This is a genomic window from Nocardia thraciensis (assembly GCF_054782435.1).
Window position 1 is genome coordinate 1 of the sequence record NZ_BAAGSM010000025.1, and the last position, 19,403, is coordinate 19,403.

A 19,403-nucleotide genomic window follows, 5' to 3' on the forward strand; every position below is an offset into this window, starting at 1 on the left:
TCGGACTACCTGCGCGCCCGCGCTGCCGCCGCCGGGGTCACCGACCGCATCCACATCGAAACCGGCTACTTCCCCGATGTCGTGCTGCCAGAGGACAGGTATGACGCGATCGCGATGGTAGAAGTCATCGAGCACATGCCCGACCATGCTGCCGTCCTGCTGGAGGCCAAGCGCCTGCTGCGGCGGAACGGCCGATTGTTCGTGTCCGCGAGCTGCTATCGCAGCGCCGGCCATCAGGTCGACGCCGAACACCGACCGGCCAGCGAACATGCCGTCGAACTCTACGGATACACAGCGATGGTTCCACTGTCGGAGATCATCCGCTCGCTGGAACTCGCGGGCTTCAGCATCACGGCACTGAGCGACCTGACCTCGCACTACCGCAAAACGATGGCGCACTGGCAGCAGCAGATCGCCGACAACAACCCGCGTATCGACACTGTCGCACCCGGGTTCGCCCGCGAGATCAGCCGCTACTTCGACACCGCCACGGCTAGCTAGCTGGGGATATACCGCGCGCAACTACTCGATCGCCGCCGAACGGTCACGTATGGGCCGAGCCGAACTCTGCTACCAAGTGGACGGCCTGTGAGCGCTACGGTCGAACCAGACCCGAGGCGACAACACGGCCGATCGCCTCGGCGCGACATCCGACCGCGAGTTTCCCGTAGATCACAGTGAGGCGATTCTTGACCGTTTTCTCGCTGATACCGAGTCGTCGTCCTATGCGGTAGCTGGTCAAACCGCGCGCGGCCAGCGTGAGTATCTCCAGCTCGCGGCCGGTCAGCCGGTGCCGAAGTCCGCCGCTGTGGGGCTCGGGAATGGGAGTCGCCCCTTCACATTCTCGGTAACCTTTCATGCTCGTTCCTCTCGCTATTCGGTTACTCCACGCTGTGCGGGGTGATATCGACGCCTTGCCAGAGACAAGCCGAGTTTGCGTAGCCGCCACGCCCGATAACGAATAGCGAGACTGACCGCCCAGGTGTGCCATGGAGCCGACAACGCCGCCGACACCAAGCCGCGCGCCTCACGGACCCCCTGCATGGTCGCAACCAACGCCGTCCGCTCCGCACCGGAATTGCCGCGGCGCAAGGCCACCGTGACCGCTACACGGTCGGCGGTCAGCCGCCAGCTGACCAGGTATCTGCCGTCGACCGGCAGGAACGGCGACACATAGAACTCTTTCGTCACCGTCGCGCGGCCGGTCGGATCCGCCGGCAACAGATAGCAATGGCGTTCCCGGAAGGTGTTGCGCACCTCCATGATCACGCATACCAGCCGACCCTCGCGATCGTGACACCAGAACAACGACAACGGGTCGAACGCGTGGCCGAACGTGCGCGCCTGAGCAAGCATCAGTATCCGGCCCCCCGCCAGATCGATGCCGTTGACGGCGAGATACCGGTCCACATTCGCGCGCAGGGAACGCTGCGGCGAGCCGAGGTGGTCGGACGCGCGGAAACCCGTGATTCGGCGGAACACCAGTGGCGCAACGGGCAGGTCGTCCACATCGACAACCCAAGGCCGATAGCTGTACGTGAACGAATAGCGCCTGCCTTCCAGGCGTCTGTGCTCAAGACGGCATCGATACCGGATCGGAGTGTCCAACCATGCGGTCGGGCCCGCGGTCACCACCCCGCCCCCATGGCCTCGGCCGCGCGCACCCCGGACAGGCAGCCGTCCTCGTGAAAGCCCCACCCGTGGTAGGCACCGGCGAACGCGACACGATCGTCGGTCAACGACGACAGATCTCGCCGAGCCTGCACGCTCGCTCGTGTGTACAGCGGATGCTCGTACGCCGCCCGCGACAGCACCGAATCGGCGCCTACCCGCTCGGTTGCGTTGAGGGTGACCAGGTAGTCGACTGCACCGGCGATGCGCTGCAACCGATTCAAGTGATAGGTCATGACCACGCCGGCCGATGACGGATCACACGAGGGCGTCCAGTAGTTCCAGGCGCCCGCACGCCGCGGGAGCAGGGTGCTGTCGGTGTGCAAGACCGCATCGTTGGGCTGGTAGGTGATCGCCCCCAGAATGTCTTGCTCCGGGCCGGTCGGTGGAGCCAATATCGACAAAGCCTGATCCGGATGCGTCGCGATGACGGCGCGGTCGAACCGTGACTCCTCACCTCGGTCGTCGACGATCACCACACCGACCGGTGTCCTCGATATTGCCCGCACCGGCGTCGCCAACCGAAAATCATCGACTTCCTGTGCGATTCGGTCCACATAGCGGCGGCTGCCCCCGACGACGGTGCGCCACCGGACGCCGCCTCCGATACGTAACAAGCCGTGGTGCTTCAAGAAGGTCAACAGATACCGGGCCGGGTACTGCAGCGCACTGCCGGAGCTACACGACCATACCGATGCGACGACCGGTATCGCGATGTGCGCGACGAAGTAGGGCGACAGACCGCTGACCTCGAGGAATTCGCCCAGAGTCGTATGGTCGTCGTCCGACGCCAGCAGACGGGCCGCGGCGGTATTGAACAACGGCACTTCTTCCCGAATCTGCGACCACAGCAGCGGGTCGACACCGTCGGCATGTTCAGGCAGGCAACGTAGACCACTGCCCGCCAGGAAACTCAGTCCGCAGCCGTCACACCGGACCGACAACGACATCTCCGACGGCTGCGTGCGCATACCCAGTTCTCCGAACAGCCGCACCAGACACGGGTAGTTCACGTCGTTGAAGACCATGAACGCGGTGTCGAGGGCCACGGGGCCGGACGCGGTGTCGACGTACTGCGTGTGCGCGTGCCCACCCGGCCGAGACGCCGCTTCGAAAACCGTCACTCGATACCGTTCCCGCAGCAGCCACGCCGCGGTCAGGCCCGCGACACCCGACCCGACCACCGCTACCCGTTCCCGTCCCATCTCGCCCTCGACGATCCGCCGTCAGGCGATCGCACATCCAGGTCGGAGTAATCCTGCAGCGGGCCCGGCGTCGTCCATCCCGACCGCCGGACGGATTCGATCGGGTTGTGTGACCGGCCGGACCGGCGAAGCTTCAGTCATAGCTGCATGGTGATACGGACGCCATCCGCGCGGAAGATCACGGCAGGAATATCCAATATGCCTGTGACGCATACCGACTCGGCCGCTCGTGAGCAGACCTACCGCGGTCACGAAACCGCACGCGCACCAACGCCGGGATGCCGTCTGCCATCGTTCGTTCCGGGAAACCATCGTCCGAACTCTGTTGCGCACCAACGGTTTTGCGAGGCGAATAGCCGAAACAACCACTCCAAGTACAGTTCTGGACTACCATCGAGCTTGTATCGAGAGAGGGCAGGTGACGCCATGGGCAATCCGCCTCGGAGCCTCACACGCGTGACACGATCCGATCACGAGTTCGCCCGACTGTGCGGCGGATGGAATCAGCGGTTCCACACCAACCCACTCGAGATCGCCTTCCCGACGAATGCCCAGGAGGTATCCGGCGCCCTACTGGATGCCCGGGACCGAGGCATCCCGGTGCGGATACGCTCAGGCGGACACTCGGTCGACGGCTTCTCCGCCGCCGACGACGCCATCGTCATCGACCTCCGCGCCCTCGACACCATCGACATCAGCACCGACGCATCATGCGCCACCATCGGCGCCGGATCCCGGATACAACCGGTCTACGAGTCGCTGGCCGCGATCGACAGAGTAGTCCCGGGCGGCGTCAGCCACACGGCAGGACTCGGCGGTTTCATCACCGGCGGCGGCCTCGGCGCCCTGGCCCGCTGGCTCGGCGCCATGGCACACAACGTCCTGGCACTCGAAATCGTCGACGCCCGAGGCGACATCATCTCCGCCACACCGGACGACCGACCAGATCTGTTCTGGGCCTGCCTGGGGGCCGGCGGCGGGAATTTCGGGATCATCACCAACTTCACACTGCGCCTGACACCACTGGCGACGGCGGCGTCCTACCTCCTGTCGTGGCCGTGGGATCAGTTCGAACACGTCTACGACGCATGGCAGCACTGGGCACCGACCGCCGATCCCCGGCTCACACCGTTTCTGGCCATGCGGCCGAGAACAGGAGACGATCGCATCGACGTGGGAGGCATCTTCCCCGGCACCGAGGAAGACCTCGCAGCCACACTCCGACCGCTGCTCGACCTCGTCCCAGCTCCAGCCCAAAACGTTTCTGTCGCAACAACATTCACCGCAGCAACAGCGGCCCTGCTGGCGAAGATCGCCGACACCTCCTTCGACACCGGCACCAGGGCCGCGACCGCATCACCATTCTTCGACCACCCGCTGCCTCCTGATGGCTTCGCCGCACTGCGCGAATGGCACACCGCCACACCGGGCAATTCGTTCACGTGGTGCGTCCCCGGCGGCGGAGAACTGGCCGCCGCGGCCGACCGAGGAACCGCATCGTTCGCCCACGGCCGCACCGGCCAACTCATGATGATCCGATCGAACTGGGCCGATCCACACGACGATCAAGAGTGCACCACCTGGGCCGGCGGCCTCTACCGGCAGGTTTCGCCACACGCCACCGGGGCCTACCTCAACTGGACCAATACCGGCATCGAATCGCGCCCACATCTGTTCTACGGCGACAACTTCCCCCGGCTGGTAGAGATCAAGCACCGCTACGACCCCGACGGAGTATTCGGCTTCGAACACGGCATACCCGGCTCACTCTCACCAACACAGGCACAGCAACTCGAGCTACCCGACACTATGATCTCGGAACTGCGCGAGCGCGGACGCCTGATCGAATAGAGCGTTCCACGAACCTGCTGTCAACAGAACTCGAATCCGGACCATCTGACGGAACGCCAATTTGGATCATCTGGTCGCTTGGGTTGATGGTTTCAGTCTTCAGTTGTGCCGGCAGAAGGAACGCGACCGAGGTCGCGGTCCTTGAGCCGGTAGCTGTCGCCTTTGAGGGCGATGACTTCGGCGTGGTGGACGAGGCGGTCGATCATGGCTGCGGCGACGACGTCGTCGCCGAAGACCTCGCCCCAGCGGCCGAAGACCTTGTTGCTGGTCACGATCAGCGACGCGCGTTCGTAGCGGGACGAGACGAGCTGGAAGAACAGGTTCGCGGCCTCGTTCTCGAACGGGATGTAGCCGACCTCGTCGACGACCAGAAGCGGGTAGCGGCCGAGCTTGATCAGTTCGGCCTGCAACCGTCCCGCGTGGTGAGCCTCGGCCAGGCGAGCGACCCAGTCGGCGGCGGTGGCGAACGCGACGCGGTGTCCGGCCTGACAGGCTCGGATCGCGAGCCCGATCGCCAGGTGGGTTTTGCCGGTGCCGGGCGGGCCCAGGAACACCACGTTCTCCTTCGCGGTGACGAAATCGAGGGTGCCCAGGTGGGCGATCACGTCGCGTTTGAGACCGCGGGCATGACCGAAGTCGAACTCCTCCAACGACTTCCGGTAAGGAAATCGGGCGGAACGGATGCGGCCCTCGCCTCCGTGAGACTCGCGAGCGGAGACCTCACGTTGCAGACAGGCGACGAGGAATTCCTCGTGAGTCCAGTTCTCGGCGCGGGCGCGTTCGGGCAGCCGCTGCGCGGCTTCCCGCAGCGACGGCGCCTTCAATGCCCGGGTGAGGAAGGTCAGCTCGGCCGTGAAATCCCTTGTCGTGGTGGATGTTTTCGCGGCAGTTCGAGCCCGTGCGGGCATCAGGCGACCCCGCCTTCGATATCGACGCCGAGCGCAGCGTCGTAATCGGTCAGGCACCGCTGCTCAACCTCGGGTTCAGGCGCTGGCCGCAGGACACCGATCCGGCCGCGCCGCAACGCTTTCGCTGCTTCGACATGGGCCGGGTCGGACAGGGTTTGATGCCAGGCCCAGATCCGTTCGTGGTCGGCGACGACCCGGCCGCCGGAGAACACCCGGACTCGGTTCAGGTCGGCGAGAATCTCGATGCGGCGCCCGATCACTGCCGGATGCACCGAATAGTCATTGGAGTCCAAGCGAATGTAGTGATCACGCGGCAGCCGCGCCGAGCGCCGCCACCCGGTCTCCGGCGCCACCGGCGGCAATGCCAGCATCGCCTGACGATCCGCGGTGACCCGATCGGTCGGCGCGCAGCCCAACGCCCGCCGTGTCCGGCGGTTCACCAATCCCAGCCAATCCTCGAGCTGGGCGTTGAAATCGGTTGGGCTACTGAAGGATCGACCCGGCAGGAACGACCGCTCGAGATAGTCGTGGGCTCGTTCGATCATGCCCTTCGCTTCCGGATCGGCGGGCTTGCAGACCAGCACTTTCGTGCCCAGGGTTCCCCGGAACGCCTGGCATTCGGCGGTCAGCTCGCTGCGCCCAGCCCGCCAGCGGCCGATCGCTCCTTCACCGTCCCAGACCAAAACTTTTGGCACAGAACCCAATCGGTGAATATGGGCCCACCAGCCCGCGAACAGGTCCTCGGCATGCCGCGACGGGATCAGCATCGCCATCAGCCACCGCGAATACCCCAAAACCATCGTCAGCACAGGCAGCTGTTTGGGGCCGCGGACCTGCCCGAACCCGACCGGCAACTCGATCGGCGGGAACCAGAAATCACACTGCGCGATCTCCCCGGCCACATACATCGTCCGCGACGCCGGATCCGGCGGCAGATACGCCGGCCGCAACTCCGCGACCCGGCCCGAGAGCACCCGGACCGACCGGGTCCAGCCGATCCGCTCGGCGATCACCGTCGACGGCATCGTCGGATACGTCTTCAGCAACTCGCGGATCTGCGGCTCGACCGCATCCACCACCGACCCCTTCAGCGGGCGCTCGTATTTCGGTGGCCGGTCCGAGGCCAGGGCCCGCTTCACAGTGTTGCGGGACACGCCCAACACCCGCGCGATCACCTGGATCGGCATGCCCTCCGACCGACGCAAACGACGAATCTCGGCCCAATCCTCCACAGCAAGCATCCCTTCGGTCCTCCCTGGCTCGGATAGAGCCAGGGTCACCGACCAGGTGGTCCATTTTGAGTTGCCGCGCGGTGGTCATTTTTCACGTTCTGCCGACATCCCAAGGTGGATGCCGCACCAGGTCAGCAGCAGTTGCATCCGCCACTGGATTACCCATTCCTCCAGGTCGTCCGGGTCGATCCCGGCGGCCAGCAGTGCCTCGCGATCAATCGAGTCGGTCATGCAGTGTTGGACGGCTGCGCTGTTCCCAGTGGTGGTTTAGGCGATGTGACTGACCGGTGTGTGTCCTCCGCACAGACTTCATCACACTCCTCTAGATGGTGAGCGATGTCTGGATTTCGTCAGCGAGAGCGGGGTTCCCGGCCGCGATGAACTTCTGACGTGTGTTCATCGCCCGGTTGATGTTCGTCAGCGAGCCTAGGTCGTAGTCCAGCGGCAGTGGTGACCCGTCGAGTTGGATGACGGTTCCGCCCGCAGAGTGGAGTATGTAGTGGCCGGGGAGGAGGTCCCAGATCGCGAACCCTTTGGCGAATTCGATCATGGCGTCGGAGAATCCGGCGGCGACGTGGCACAGGCCGACGGACCCGAAGTCGACACCGATGCGGCCCTTGGCCTTGCCGTCGCCGGGTGCGGCGCTCAGCGCGGTCAGGAATTGCTGCTGCCGGGCCAAGGGCTGGAACCGCTGTGCGGGCCGCATCAGGTAGTTGGTGACCAGCGCCTCGGGCAGGGTGGCCTGTGACGGCCGGTCGAGGGCGTGTGCGATGCCGTCGGCGGTGATCATGAACGCTCGATCGGTACCGGTTTCGTCCCGGGCGGCGAGGTAGAGCTGGACGTGGTGGAAGATGTCGCCCACGACAGCAACGATCGGCCGAGCCAGAGAGCGCGAGTAGATCAGGATGTGGGTGTATCCGAACAGGCCGCGCACGGCCAGCTCGCTGGTGTCGAGAGGGTCGACGAGCACGCACAGATCGGGGTCGGGTTCGTCGCCGATGATCTCGGGGTCGGCTTCTTCGGAGGCGTAGACGAAGGCTGGAATGTGTTCGGCCAGTAGGTCTTTGTAGCGTTGGTGCATCCACAGGTCGTAGTCGGACAGGAAGTTGTCGGTGTGGCGCAGGTTCTCGTTTTCCGCGCGGTGGCCGGTGAGGGCGGCGTCGATCAGGCGTGGCCGGATCTCAAGCATCATCCGGCGTACGAGGCCGGCGAGGTTCTGCGCGAGGTCGGGGATGGTGCTCGGTTGGGTCACGGGTTGAGCACTGTTCTGCTGGGTCATCGCAACTCCAATGGGGGTTCGATTCCGGGCGGGCTCATTGTGGCAGCGATGAAGACGGCTTCGAGGTCGGCAGCGTGCATGATCTTCGCTCCGGTCAGGTCATCGAAGCTGGCCACTCGCAGGTCGCGGCTCTTGGTCATGGCGCCGAACACGGCGAAGTACAGGTCCGCGGTCGGGTAGCGCTCGCGCACTCGGCGGGTGAGGTATCCGATGACGTCGGCGTGCTTGACCTCGAAATCGCAGATGAAAATGGTGGTGGCTGCTTCGGCGGCGGGGAAGAACGAGGCGTCGTCGAGGTCGATGCCGTCGCGAATCTTGTTGCAGCGCAGGTAGCCGATCTTGCAGCGGGAGAAGCGGGACGACGCCAGGAAGCTGGCCATTACGAGACCGGCCTCGTTGACCCCGAAGCACACATCGACATCGAGTCGTCGTCCGACGTTCTTGATCTGCGCGGACAGCCGTTCCACGCCGTACCCGAACGTCGCCCAGGTCAGGTCCAGTAGTTGCCCCGGCCGAGGGTTCGGCAGCGTGAACACACTGATGTCAGGGTTGCCGTATTCGATTGTCGGCGCTGTCAACGTGAACTCCTCACCGACCTGGCGGGTCGGCCCACCCGCAACAGAACCCCCGTCCTGCGCCCATGCCGTCGCTGGTGGCGCTGTGTTGCGCGGGGATTGTGGCTGCGCGTCATTGGTGAACTGCTTGAGCGACAGCTGGTCTTCGATTGGCAGGCGTTCGTAAGCTTCGGCGACCAGTTCGGTCGGTGAGATCTGTTCGTCGGCGATGCCGAGCGGTCCGCGCCCGTAGGCGGTGCATAGGATCAGCACGCTCGACATCGAGGGGGGTGAGCCTCTCCCGCGTCCGCGGGCCCAGGCTTCCCAGGCGTTGATGGAGGTGCCGCCGAGGCTGGTCTGGTGGTCGGTGGCCTCGTTGTAGCGTTCGGCAGCTTGGTCCTGGGACAGACCGGCGGCGTACCGATGTGCTTGCAGGCTCGGCACATCCGGGTATCGGGCCATCAGCTCGGTCGCCGCGCGTGTGACCGACCCCATCTCGGTCCACAGTTTCTTGCCGGCGGCGGCCATTTCCCGGCCGCGTGCTTGCGGGCTCAACGACTGGTTCGTCCGAGAATTCGCGTTCGGCGGTCTCGATGAGACTCCCACGGCAAGCAGCCCTCCCCACACCCGGAACGGTCACGGCGCACTCAGGTTACCCATCGAGATGGGCAATCTCAGGATCCTGGGTAAATCCGCAGGTCAGGCCAACCCATGAACCGGTCGATTGTCGAACTGCCGCGCAGGTGTGAGGGGAACAGTGCTGGTGCGACGGTTATTGGACGCCCGACGAACTACCACGGGAGGTAACCGCGCATGACCGATGCCATGCAGCAGCACACGATGCGCCGGTGTCGGCTGCCGTCACGGCACAGCGACGACGGAACCGCTTCTGCCGCAGCGGTAGTCGGGATGGGCGAAAGAGGCTGTTCGCGGGTTCCTGAGCGACTCGGGCCAGGAGACCGGCGGGTGGCATTGAACCGTTCGGTGGAGGTGCTGCGGTGACGTATCCGTATATGCCCAGGCGGGATACGGCGGTCCAGCCTGGTCGGCCGTCTGCGATCGGGTATGTGGACAGCGCCTTGCCTGCGCGGTTGACGAATGAGGAATCCGTCATCCGATGCGCCCGCGAAATGGGCTATCGCCTGGTGCGCATCGTCGTCCGCAATTCAGCGAGGGTCGACGACCCCGTTTCGCGGCTGGTCAATACGGCTCGCGGCCACAACGTCGACGCCGTAATAGCGCCGGATCTCGATCATGTCGGTGGCGACCCGGCTCCGATTTGTCAGGTGTGCGATGTCGTCACGGTCGAGCCTCGCCAGATCTACGCACAGGCTCACGACCGGGCGAGCGCTGCACGATGAGCACCGCAGAGAGTCTCTCGAGCCGAGACGGCCGCGCGACCGCGCAACAGCGGCACTACGCCCTTCTGGCCGCGTACGAGCGACGGTGCGACACCGTGAGGGCGGCTGCGTTGCGGGCGGGCGGTCCGCCGGAACCGGAACGGCCGGACAGGATTGCGGGCGTGCTGGCCTACTACGTGTACCGCGCCGATCTCGGTGATGAGCGGGCGGCCCGCTTCGTGCGGCGGTTACCTCCGCTGAGTGATCCTCGACAGACCATCCGGGAGGGATAGTGCCACTTACCTGTGTGTTCCGTGAAACCCCCGAGGCCGTCGCGTCGGCAGCGGTCGAACTGATTGCGGCACAAGCCCGCTCGGCGATCGCCGAGACCGGGGAGTGCCTGATCGCGCTCGCCGGTGGGTCGACACCGGCACTGACATACCGGCGACTGGCCGACTGCGATATCGATTGGGCGAGAGTTCATTTCGTTCAGACCGACGAACGGCTGATTGCGGAGGCTGCCGATCGGTCGGCGGCGCTGATCGAGGCCACGTTCGGCCGTGCCTTTGTCGAGCACCCTGCAGGCTGGCACCCGGTTCCGGCGGCGGGTGACGGTGACGTCGTCGCGGCGAAGTATGCCGACCAGCTTGCCGCGTTGCGCGTCGATGGGGTGCCCGATATCGCGGTGCTGGGTCTCGGGACCGATGGGCACACTGCGTCGATCTTCGGTCACAACCTGCATGCCGATCGGGCCGAGCGCGTCGTGTCGACGGTGTATCACGGTGAACCACGGATCAGCCTCGGCGTCGATTATCTCCGGGCGATCCCGACGCGCGTTCTATTGGCAACCGGCGCCAGCAAGAAGGCAGCGCTGTCCTCGGTTCTGTACCCGGATGAGGCCGATGCTGTGCCGGTGCCGGCTGCTGTCGTGCTCGGCGACGACGGCTACGTGTTCGCCGATGCCGCCGCACGGCCGGAAAGGGGTTGAGATGCCGGATGTTCGGTTCTTCGGCGACCGGCCTGTGATTGTCTTCGATCTCGGTGGCACCTGGTGGCGGTCGGCGATACTGTCCGCCGACGGTGCACTTGATGATCCGGACCGGCATCCCGCGATCACGAGGGCACGTACCGGCAGCAACGCGGCAACGCTTCGTGACTTGATGGTGAAGTTTCTGCTGGACCGGACGCGCCAGCTGCTGGACCGCGAGCCCGGCGTGCAGGATGTCGGTATCTCCATCGGGGCCGCGACGAACGGCCATACCGGGCAGGTGCTGGCCAGCGCCCCGCTCTGGGGTGACAGTACCGACCGTTACGACCTGGCCGCTGCTTTGGCGGCAGCCGAGCCCAGCGTGAATTGGTGGGTCGTCAACGATGTGACGAGCCTGGCCCTGGCGATCACCGCCAGCAGCCGAGTCGGCGACAGTGGCCTGCGAAGGATCACTGCGGTCACGGTGAGCAGCGGAATCGCCGCCCGCACAATCGATGTGGCCTCAGGCGAGGTCTTGCTGGACCGGGCCCACGGTATCCAGGGCGAGATCGGGCATCTCCCTGCGATGGCGGCAGCGCCCATGGCTATCGAGCAGCCGGTGTGTGACTGCGGCGCGGTCGGGCACGTGTCGTCGATCGCCGCAGGGAAGGCGATCGAGAGGCTGCTTTCACAGTGGGCGAACATTCTTGGTCTTGGTGAGGAGGCCGAGGAGGGGACGGTCTCGTATCTCGGTCGGCTGTGCGCGGCGTTGGATGCGAACATCCCTACGGCAACAACGTTTCTCGACTATGTGACGGCGCCACTGGCGCGGGCGTTGCTGTATGCGATGGCCATCGATCCCCGTATCGATCACATGTACTTGTCCGGCGGGGTCGTCGACGCCTTGGGCGACCACTACATGAAGAGTCTGTACCGGACATTGGAGTCCGACGGCCTCTATCTCGTATCCACCTATCAGCCCAGCGTCTTCCGAGACCGGATCTCGCGATGGGAGTCCGATGGGCTCGATCCATTGCGCGGCGCAGGGTTGTTCGCTCGCCAACAGTCGCTACCGGCCGGACGCCGGTACGGGGGATAGGAGTCGATGACGTGGACCGCATTTGGGGTGTCGGTGCGACACAGACGATTTCATACAAGATCCGGCGGACCCGGCAGTGCTTGGATCCGGACAACAGCGATCTGGCCGACGCGGTCGGGGTGGGGAATCGGCGCACCTTGGTTTTCGTCGACTCGACCGTCATGAGCCTGTTCGGCGACCGGATCGTCGGCTATTTCGCCGACTACACCGCGAACTGCACCGTGGTACCGATCGAGACGACCGAGCGGAGCAAGAACTCCGACACCGTGAGCCGGGTCATCCGCGAGTACGACAAGTTCGGCCTCAGCCGGCGCCGCGACGCCGTCGTCGCGGTCGGCGGCGGTGTGCTGACCGACGTGGTCGGCTTCGCGTCGAGCATCTACCGCCGGGGCGTGCCCTACATCCGGGTCCCGACCACCCTGCTGGGCATGGTCGACGCCGCCGTCGGAGTCAAAACGGGGATCAACTTCAACGGCCGCAAGAACCGGCTCGGCACCTACTTCAGCTCCTCGGAGACCGTCGTCGATCCGTGTTTCCTGACGACGCTGCCGGACCGGCAGATCTCCAACGGCATGGCCGAGGTGCTGAAGATAGCGCTGGTCAAAGACAGCGGATTGTTCGACCGGGTCGAACGAGAATGGACCACAGCGCGCAGCTTCGGATCGGACACGACCGTGAGCGGCCCGGTCATCGATGCGGCGATCACCGCGATCCTCGAAGAGCTGGAGCCGAACCTGTGGGAGGACAACCTCGCGCGGCTGCCCGACTTCGGGCACACCTTCAGTCCCGCGTTCGAGCTGGCAGCGAAACCGAAGCTGTATCACGGTGAAGCCGTCGCGATCGACATCGCCCTGTCGTGCCTGGTCTCGCTGCGTCGAGAACTCATTGACGACGAGTGCGCTACCCGGATCGTCGCCCTGATGTCTCGCGTCGGCCTGCCCCTGAGCCACGCCTGCCTCACCGACGAGATCCTGCAGGCCGGACTGGCCGATTCGATCCGCCACCGCGACGGCAGCCAGAACATTCCCCTACTCACCAAGATTGGCACAGCCATCTTCGCCCAGGACATTTCCCCCACGGAACTGACAACCGCGGCCAACGCATTGCGCCCGCTCCACCGCGAACTGTGCGAGGTCTGAATGGCGACAACACTCACGATCGACAATCGTGCGCTCGTGCGCATCGGCAGCGGTCTCCAACTCCGGCGCACCGCCAGCCTGTTCCGACGTGGCACGGGGCCGGTGCGGCGGGTTCTGCGAGTCGGTGTCTGTGGGACCGACCTGCAGATCCAGCGTGGCGTTCGTGGCGACCGTGCCGCGATCCTCGGCCACGAAGGTATCGCGGTACGGCTCAACAGCGGATCCGGCGCCCGCGAGCGCTGCGAGATCTTCAACCCTGTCGATCCGGACGACCAAGACGTGATCCTCGGGCACAGCCACGACGGGCTCCTGCAGGACTACCTGCTTCACGAGGTACCGCCGCACCGTGTCGTCCCCGCCCACGATGCATTGCCTCTGGATCTGGGCCCGTTGGTCGAGCCGACTGCGACCGCCCTCTATGCCTGGGACCTGATGCGTCCGCGCCTGCACCCAGGCGCATCGGTGGCGATCTTCGGGGGTGGGTCCGCCGCGCTGCTGCTGGCGATGCTGGGCGAAGACCTCGGCTACCGCATCCAGCTGATACACCCGCGCCGAGAACGACGGCAATTCCTCCACCAGCTCGACGTGCTGCATACCGACGCCATCACCGACTCCGTGCCAACCGGCAGCGTGACCGGAGCCGTCGTGTGCGTGCCGCGCGAAGCCGCGTTCGAGGCTGTCGGCCGGGCCATCGACAGTCTCGCGGCCGACGGTGTCCTCGACTTGTTCGGTGGCATCCCCGCCGACCTGCGCCACCCTGGGCTCCCGGCCGCTGACCTGTCCGCGGTGCGGCGCGCCAATGTTTGTGGACACGGCGTCGCCCCTACGGAGGCGGTCGCCGATCGTGGCAAGCGGCTGTGGCTCACCGGCCACCGCGGAACCTCGGCAATTCAGCTCGGCCACGCCCAGCAGCACCTGCTCGCAGCCCCCGCCCGTTACGCCAGGGTGATCACGCAAGTGGTCTCCTTGGACGAGGCAGCCCAGCGCATCCCGGCGATGGCACAGCGCGACCGGTCGCTGGGCGAGTACGCCAAGGTCGTCGTCGATCCGACCATGGCGCAGCGGACGCGCCCGGTCGACCTCCACACCACCGTGGCCGACCAACTCGGAGGCGCCTGATGAAGCCACGTGGTGCGGCGACCTATCAGCGCATCGAACACCACGATCAAGCCGCATTCATGACTAGCGTGACGCTCGCGGAGACAAGGCCCGAAAATAGCGGCAGCACAGTCCTTCTCGCTCCTCACATGGTCGGGATCTGTCGATCCGACCTCCGCGAGATCAGCGGCGCACGGTACGAGCGCCGCGACTTCGGTCACGAAATCGCGGGTACCGTCTTCGCTGCCCCGCTCGAACTGGCGGACCTGCACGGCCGGACGGTCCTGTTCGATCCGCACCCGGCACTGACGGGACGGACCTCCGGGTTCGCCGAAATCGTCGAACTCACCGGCGATCTGCAGCAGCTCCACGCGGCGCTGGTCCCGGTCCCGGCGGGACTTCCGGACCGGATCGCGGTATTCGGCGAACCCCTGGCGTGCGCGGTGCACTGCGTGACCCGCATGCACGAGGTCACCGCCGAACTCGCGATCGACCCTCACTCGCCGATCGCGGTCGTCGGCGCCGGGATGGCCGGCACATTGATCAGCGCTGTTCTCACCGCGCAAGGCCACCGCTGCGTGCTGGTGAACCGGAACAGCGAACGCATCGAGTTTCTCCGCGACCGCCGCGCGCTACCGCCCGAGGTGCTGCGGCCGGTTCCACGCCACACCCAGTTCAACCGGGTTGTGCTGGCGACCGCTGCCGCGACACCGGATTATCTCGTCACCTGTCGGCGGATGCTCGCCGACGCTGGAGTGCTGCTGGTCTTCGCTGGAACTCAACCAGGCTCCTGCTATCTGCACGGCATCGACATCGACCCGGTGCGGCGCAACCAGCTCGCCCGGACGGTCCACGGAAACGGCAGGTACTACACGGTGGCAGGCACCTACGGCGCGACCCGAGCCGATTTCCTCGACGCCTTGTCGCTGCTGGCGCAGGCTTCCGACACCGACGGATGGTCACTCGCCACCTGCGCACAGCGCCTGACCACGCGCATTGTCGGTCTCGACGATGCCGCCGACTTCCTCACGGCCAGCGTTGCGAGCGGGGTGCTCGGCAAGACGATCGTGCAGATTCACCCAGCGATCCACCGGGAGTCGTAATGCACATTCCCCGCTACAACTACCGCACCCAGTTCGACGACCTGCCCGCCACCACCGAACGGATTCAGCGCGCACTGGCCACCGGTGACTACGTCCTCGGCGAGACCGTCGCCGAGTTCGAGCGCCGCTTCGCCGACTACCTCGGAATCGAGCACGCAATCGGGGTCAACACCGGCACCGACGCGCTCATCCTGGCACTCACCGCGCTCGGCATCGGGCCCGGCGACGAAGTCGTCACGGTCGCGAACACCTTCCACGCCACCGTCCTCGCGATCACCGCGGTGGGCGCCACCCCCGTGCTCGTCGACTGCGAGCGCGACACCTACCTCATGGACCTCGACGCCCTCGCCGTGGTCTGCGGGCCGCGGACTCGGGCGATCATTGCCGTCCATCTGTTCGGCCGGAGTCTCGACATGGACCGCCTCACCAGGATCGCCGACAGCCACCAGGCCGTCGTGGTGGAGGACTGTGCACAAGCCGTCGGGGCCACCTGGCGCGGCCAGCGGGTCGGCACCTTCGGCGCTGTGGCCGCCTACAGCTTCCACCCCAGCAAGAACCTCGCCGCCGCCGGTGACGCCGGTGCCGTGGCCACCAACGACGCCGAGATCGCACGCACCGTGCGTATCCTGCGCAGCCTCGGACAGGACGGACAGAACAACCACGTCGCTCTTGGGGCGAACTCGAAACTCGACGCCCTCCAAGCCATCGTCCTCGACACCAAACTCGGCCACCTCGACGCCTGGAACCGCGAGCGCCAACGCATCGCCCGCCACTATGCAGAAGCCTTGGCGCACAAGGGAATCACCGTCACCCCGGCGCCCGAAAAGCCTGGCGACCATGTCTTCCACCTGTTCCAGATCGCCGTACCGCGCCGAGACGCAGTGCTCGAACACCTCCGGTCCGACGGCGTCGACGCCGTCGTCCGCTACCCCGTCCCCATCCACCACCAACCCGCATTCGCGCGCTATCGGTTCGACGCGAACTACCCCAATGCCGAACACCAAGCAACCAGCACCCTGTGCCTGCCGATCCGGCCCGACCTCTCACCGACAGACATCGACTTCGTCTGCCAGTCCCTGCACGCAGCCATCACAGCCACCGAGGAGATCCCCGCATGACCGTCTCTGTCGCACCCGCACTGCTGGGCGCCGATCCACTGCACCTGCAAGCCGCGATCGACGCCGTGAACGACAGCAATGCGCCGTACCTGCACCTCGACATCATGGACGGTCACTACACCCACGACATCAGCTTCGGCCTGCGCACCATCACCGCGATCCGCGACCACACGCAGCTGCCACTCGATGTCCACCTGCAAACCATCCAGCCCGATCGATACGTCGACGACCTCGTCCGAATCGGTGTCGACCGCGTCTCCCTGCACATCGACGCAGCAACCGACATCGACGCCACCCTTGACACGCTGCAGACCGCCGGTGTCCGCAAAGGACTCGTGCTCAACCCCGACCTCGGGATCGCACGGCTCGCCCCCTATCTCGGCCGGCTGGACTTCGTCATCCTCATGACCAGCCAGCCCGGCACAAGCACATTCGACCCCACCGTCCCGGACAAGATCCGCAAACTCCGAACCATCCTCCAGGACAGGTACCTCGACACCGTCGAACTCGTCGCCGACGGCGGCGTTACCGGCCACACCGCACCCAAGGCAATCGAGGCCGGTGTCGACACCCTCGTCGCCGCAAGCGCAGTCTTCAAATCCCCCGACACCGATATCCAGACCGCAATCGACAACCTCACCAAATCTGGCAACCCTGCCGCTAACGTCGGAAACTCGTAGCGGAGCCCATTCGCATCGAAGCCGGAGCTGATGCAGCTGACCCGTGCAGGACGTAGGGGACGCGGCAATGCCGGGGCGGGCGGGCCTACCGGTTACGCTAGGTCCGCCCGACATCGCCCGAGAACGCACGTGGCTCCATCGCCTGGGCGGTGATGACGAAACACGGTATACCAGAACGACTTTCGCCGAATCGAGAACCAACGCACGGAAGGATTGCACTGTTGCCGGACACGTCCGAGGCCCTCGCAATCGAAACCGTGACCAATGTCGACGAGGAGACCTTGACGGCGCTCGCGGGCTTGCTACCACAGCTGTCCACCACAGCCGCACCCCTCACCGCAGAACTGCTCGAGAAGGTTGCGACCAGCCCGTCCACACAACTGCTCGTGGCGCGTCTGGACGGCGACATCGTCGGTGCTCTGACCCTGGTCGTCTACGCAATCCCTACCGGGCTACGAGCCCGGATCGAGGACGTGGTCGTCGATCAGGCTGCACGAGGCCGCGGTGTCGGAAAAGCCCTCACGACAACGGCATTGGACATCGCCAAACTACATGGAGCGCGAACTGTCGACCTCACCTCCACCCCCTCCAAAGTCGCGGCAAACCATCTCTACCAGCAGCTCGGATTCAAGCCACGAGAATCGACAACCTACAGAATGCGCCTATGAGCGCCACGGGACTCAAAAAACATCCCGGACCGCCAAGAACCCGCAACATCCGCGACACCAGCTGCCAAACAGGCGCCCGCAACCAAGCCCGAAGCCATACTCCGCCAACGTAATCGCAATCAGCCAAATCCCTGTATATGGCGGACCAACCACTCGAAGGGACGCATGATGGACGACTCGCAGCCGTCGCCGGAAGCTCAGATCCGTACATTCGCCCTAACCCTGGCTTCCATAGCCCACAACGGCCTCGTGTTCGCGACCGATGTCTTCGACCGGCAACGATACGAACAAACCAAGTCCATCGCCGTCGACCTCTTGGCGATGGTCAGCGACGGCGCGCCACACGATCTGAACAAGGTCGTCTCCCTCGAAGAGGGATACATGACCCCAAAGGTCGACGTCCGCGGCGGGGTCTTCAACGACGAAGGGCACATCCTTCTGATCCGCGACCGCAGCGACGAACGATGGACACTGCCCGGCGGCTGGTGCGACATCCTGGAACCACCATCGGTGGCGATCGAGCGCGAGGTCCAAGAAGAATCCGGACTCGTCGTTCGCGCCGGCAAGCTCGTCGCGCTACTCGACCGCGACGTACAGGGACACCAGCCCGTGTTCCCGTACCACGTCTACAAACTCTTCTTCCTCTGCAACACCATCTCGCACGGCGAACCCAGCCCAGTCGAAACCATGGAGATCGGCTGGTTCCCGGTCGACGACCTGCCCGAACTGTCCCACACCAGAGTGCTCGACAGCCAAATCCAGCTACTCCACGAACACTGGAACAAGCCCGAACTGCCGACCGTGTTCGACTAAGCTGTGCACCAGTACTAGGAAGCTGATCGTCTCGTGGCGCGTCCGTAAGTTCGGCAGTCGCTGACGCGCTGTGATCGGTCCATACATCACGACGGTTCGGCCGGACTACGCCTACTGACCGACAACACGATCATTGCCCCAGCGGAAGATTCACTGTCAGAGGGTTGCCGACCTACCCTGGAGCCATGCCCGATGAGTACGTGAATTTGTGTGTCGCAGTGGCTGCTGACGGGACTGTTGTCGAAGCAACGTTTCCACAAGAACGCGTGGCCGACATCCGGGTTCAACCTTTTGGCTCAGGTAGTTATGACGTCGCGTTCATCACTACTACGGAGGTATCGCCCAGCCACTCTGTTGCGAAGGTGGCTACCGACGGTGACGGGCAAGCGTTGGTCGAGGCCATGTACTGCAACTTCAGCACTGCCAGCCTCAGCGATGAGTCCCGGAGTTTCGATCATCAAGTGACGGTGCGGGTGCAGACTTCTCGGGGAGCTGACCGCGCGGACTGTGGCTTTCGCCTTGATCTGCAACTTGCCTAGGTAGTCACACGGGAATTGCCCGGCGGGCTTCACGGAACTCGATGACGTTGGATTGACTCTGCCACGGGGCGAGCGTGTCGGCTGCCAGCCTGAAGGGACCACCGGTTTGCCATGAGCATGGGACCGGGTTGCGTCCGGT

Annotated in this window: 22 protein-coding genes; 14 read left to right on the forward strand and 8 right to left on the reverse strand. The window is 65.1% G+C overall.

Going from position 1 to position 19,403, the window contains the following annotated elements:
- Nucleotides 1-501: class I SAM-dependent methyltransferase (locus ACYVLQ_RS16110; protein WP_460698293.1), on the forward strand; the 501-nt coding region annotated here is incomplete at its 5' end.
- 94 nt (nucleotides 502-595) lie between these two features.
- On the opposite strand, the gene ACYVLQ_RS16115 is transcribed toward ACYVLQ_RS16110, so the two are convergent.
- From ACYVLQ_RS16115 to ACYVLQ_RS16125, 3 genes are read right to left on the reverse strand one after another with little or no spacing between them, the layout of a single operon-like run.
- Nucleotides 596-859: a response regulator transcription factor gene (locus ACYVLQ_RS16115; protein ID WP_460698294.1), complete on the reverse strand. Its 264-nt coding sequence runs from the start codon at nucleotides 857-859 to the stop codon at nucleotides 596-598.
- A 14-nt stretch (nucleotides 860-873) separates the two neighbouring features.
- Nucleotides 874-1,632 (reverse strand): DUF1365 domain-containing protein, encoded by a 759-nt coding sequence (locus ACYVLQ_RS16120; RefSeq protein ID WP_460698295.1) that lies wholly within the window; start codon nucleotides 1,630-1,632, stop codon nucleotides 874-876.
- Nucleotides 1,629-2,876: an NAD(P)/FAD-dependent oxidoreductase gene (locus tag ACYVLQ_RS16125; RefSeq protein WP_460698296.1), complete on the reverse strand. Its 1,248-nt coding sequence runs from the start codon at nucleotides 2,874-2,876 to the stop codon at nucleotides 1,629-1,631. Before ACYVLQ_RS16125 ends, ACYVLQ_RS16120 begins: the two co-directional genes overlap by 4 nt.
- A gap of 105 nt (nucleotides 2,877-2,981) precedes the next feature.
- On the opposite strand from ACYVLQ_RS16125, the gene ACYVLQ_RS16130 reads away from it, so the two are divergent.
- On the forward strand, nucleotides 2,982-4,727 hold the full coding sequence (locus ACYVLQ_RS16130) for an FAD-binding oxidoreductase (RefSeq protein ID WP_460698297.1): 1,746 nt from the start codon (nucleotides 2,982-2,984) through the stop codon (nucleotides 4,725-4,727).
- A 92-nt stretch (nucleotides 4,728-4,819) separates the two neighbouring features.
- On the opposite strand, the gene istB is transcribed toward ACYVLQ_RS16130, so the two are convergent.
- The 5 genes from istB to ACYVLQ_RS16155 form a co-directional block, all read right to left on the reverse strand.
- Nucleotides 4,820-5,635, reverse strand: a complete 816-nt coding sequence (gene istB / locus ACYVLQ_RS16135; protein ID WP_460698298.1) for an IS21-like element helper ATPase IstB — start codon at nucleotides 5,633-5,635, stop codon at nucleotides 4,820-4,822.
- On the reverse strand, nucleotides 5,635-6,876 hold the full coding sequence (gene istA / locus ACYVLQ_RS16140) for an IS21 family transposase (RefSeq protein ID WP_460698299.1): 1,242 nt from the start codon (nucleotides 6,874-6,876) through the stop codon (nucleotides 5,635-5,637). The genes istB and istA overlap by 1 nt, the downstream gene beginning before the upstream one ends.
- A 75-nt stretch (nucleotides 6,877-6,951) precedes the next feature.
- Nucleotides 6,952-7,098, reverse strand: a complete 147-nt coding sequence (locus ACYVLQ_RS16145) for a hypothetical protein (protein ID WP_460698300.1) — start codon at nucleotides 7,096-7,098, stop codon at nucleotides 6,952-6,954.
- A gap of 91 nt (nucleotides 7,099-7,189) precedes the next feature.
- Nucleotides 7,190-8,146, reverse strand: coding sequence for an inositol monophosphatase family protein (locus ACYVLQ_RS16150; protein WP_460698301.1), 957 nt, complete (start codon nucleotides 8,144-8,146; stop codon nucleotides 7,190-7,192).
- Complete coding sequence (locus tag ACYVLQ_RS16155; protein ID WP_460698302.1) at nucleotides 8,143-9,195, reverse strand: helix-turn-helix domain-containing protein; 1,053 nt, start codon at nucleotides 9,193-9,195, stop codon at nucleotides 8,143-8,145. Before ACYVLQ_RS16155 ends, ACYVLQ_RS16150 begins: the two co-directional genes overlap by 4 nt.
- Before the next feature lie 572 nt (nucleotides 9,196-9,767).
- Between ACYVLQ_RS16155 and ACYVLQ_RS16160 the strand changes: the two genes are divergently transcribed.
- The 12 genes from ACYVLQ_RS16160 to ACYVLQ_RS16215 all read left to right on the forward strand — a co-directional run bounded on the left by ACYVLQ_RS16160 (nucleotide 9,768) and on the right by ACYVLQ_RS16215 (nucleotide 19,264).
- On the forward strand, nucleotides 9,768-10,061 hold the full coding sequence (locus tag ACYVLQ_RS16160) for a hypothetical protein (RefSeq protein WP_460698303.1): 294 nt from the start codon (nucleotides 9,768-9,770) through the stop codon (nucleotides 10,059-10,061).
- A gap of 95 nt (nucleotides 10,062-10,156) precedes the next feature.
- Nucleotides 10,157-10,333 carry a hypothetical protein gene (locus ACYVLQ_RS16165; protein ID WP_460698304.1) on the forward strand — a complete coding sequence of 59 codons (177 nt, stop codon included), beginning with the start codon at nucleotides 10,157-10,159 and terminating at the stop codon, nucleotides 10,331-10,333.
- Nucleotides 10,334-10,347: 14 nt separating this feature from the next.
- Nucleotides 10,348-11,028, forward strand: a complete 681-nt coding sequence (locus ACYVLQ_RS16170) for a 6-phosphogluconolactonase (RefSeq protein WP_460698305.1) — start codon at nucleotides 10,348-10,350, stop codon at nucleotides 11,026-11,028.
- The gene (locus tag ACYVLQ_RS16175; protein ID WP_460698306.1) at nucleotides 11,000-12,106 is read left to right on the forward strand and encodes an ROK family protein; all 1,107 of its coding nucleotides are present in this window, start codon (nucleotides 11,000-11,002) and stop codon (nucleotides 12,104-12,106) included. Before ACYVLQ_RS16170 ends, ACYVLQ_RS16175 begins: the two co-directional genes overlap by 29 nt.
- An 11-nt stretch (nucleotides 12,107-12,117) precedes the next feature.
- A complete protein-coding gene (locus ACYVLQ_RS16180; RefSeq protein ID WP_460698307.1) occupies nucleotides 12,118-13,245 on the forward strand; it encodes a sedoheptulose 7-phosphate cyclase in 1,128 nt (375 codons plus the stop codon).
- Nucleotides 13,246-14,364 (forward strand): hypothetical protein, encoded by a 1,119-nt coding sequence (locus ACYVLQ_RS16185; protein WP_460698308.1) that lies wholly within the window; start codon nucleotides 13,246-13,248, stop codon nucleotides 14,362-14,364. It abuts the gene before it with no gap.
- Nucleotides 14,365-14,492: 128 nt separating this feature from the next.
- On the forward strand, nucleotides 14,493-15,446 hold the full coding sequence (locus tag ACYVLQ_RS16190) for a hypothetical protein (RefSeq protein ID WP_460698309.1): 954 nt from the start codon (nucleotides 14,493-14,495) through the stop codon (nucleotides 15,444-15,446).
- Nucleotides 15,446-16,564: a DegT/DnrJ/EryC1/StrS family aminotransferase gene (locus ACYVLQ_RS16195; RefSeq protein WP_460698310.1), complete on the forward strand. Its 1,119-nt coding sequence runs from the start codon at nucleotides 15,446-15,448 to the stop codon at nucleotides 16,562-16,564. Before ACYVLQ_RS16190 ends, ACYVLQ_RS16195 begins: the two co-directional genes overlap by 1 nt.
- A complete protein-coding gene (locus ACYVLQ_RS16200; protein ID WP_460698311.1) occupies nucleotides 16,561-17,244 on the forward strand; it encodes a ribulose-phosphate 3-epimerase in 684 nt (227 codons plus the stop codon). Before ACYVLQ_RS16195 ends, ACYVLQ_RS16200 begins: the two co-directional genes overlap by 4 nt.
- 221 nt (nucleotides 17,245-17,465) lie before the next feature.
- Nucleotides 17,466-17,912, forward strand: a complete 447-nt coding sequence (locus ACYVLQ_RS16205; protein ID WP_460698312.1) for a GNAT family N-acetyltransferase — start codon at nucleotides 17,466-17,468, stop codon at nucleotides 17,910-17,912.
- 168 nt (nucleotides 17,913-18,080) lie between these two features.
- Entirely contained in the window at nucleotides 18,081-18,725 is a 645-nt protein-coding gene (locus tag ACYVLQ_RS16210) for an NUDIX hydrolase (protein WP_460698313.1), read from the forward strand.
- 185 nt (nucleotides 18,726-18,910) lie between these two features.
- Nucleotides 18,911-19,264, forward strand: coding sequence for a hypothetical protein (locus ACYVLQ_RS16215; RefSeq protein WP_460698314.1), 354 nt, complete (start codon nucleotides 18,911-18,913; stop codon nucleotides 19,262-19,264).
- Nucleotides 19,265-19,403: the final 139 nt, after the last annotated feature.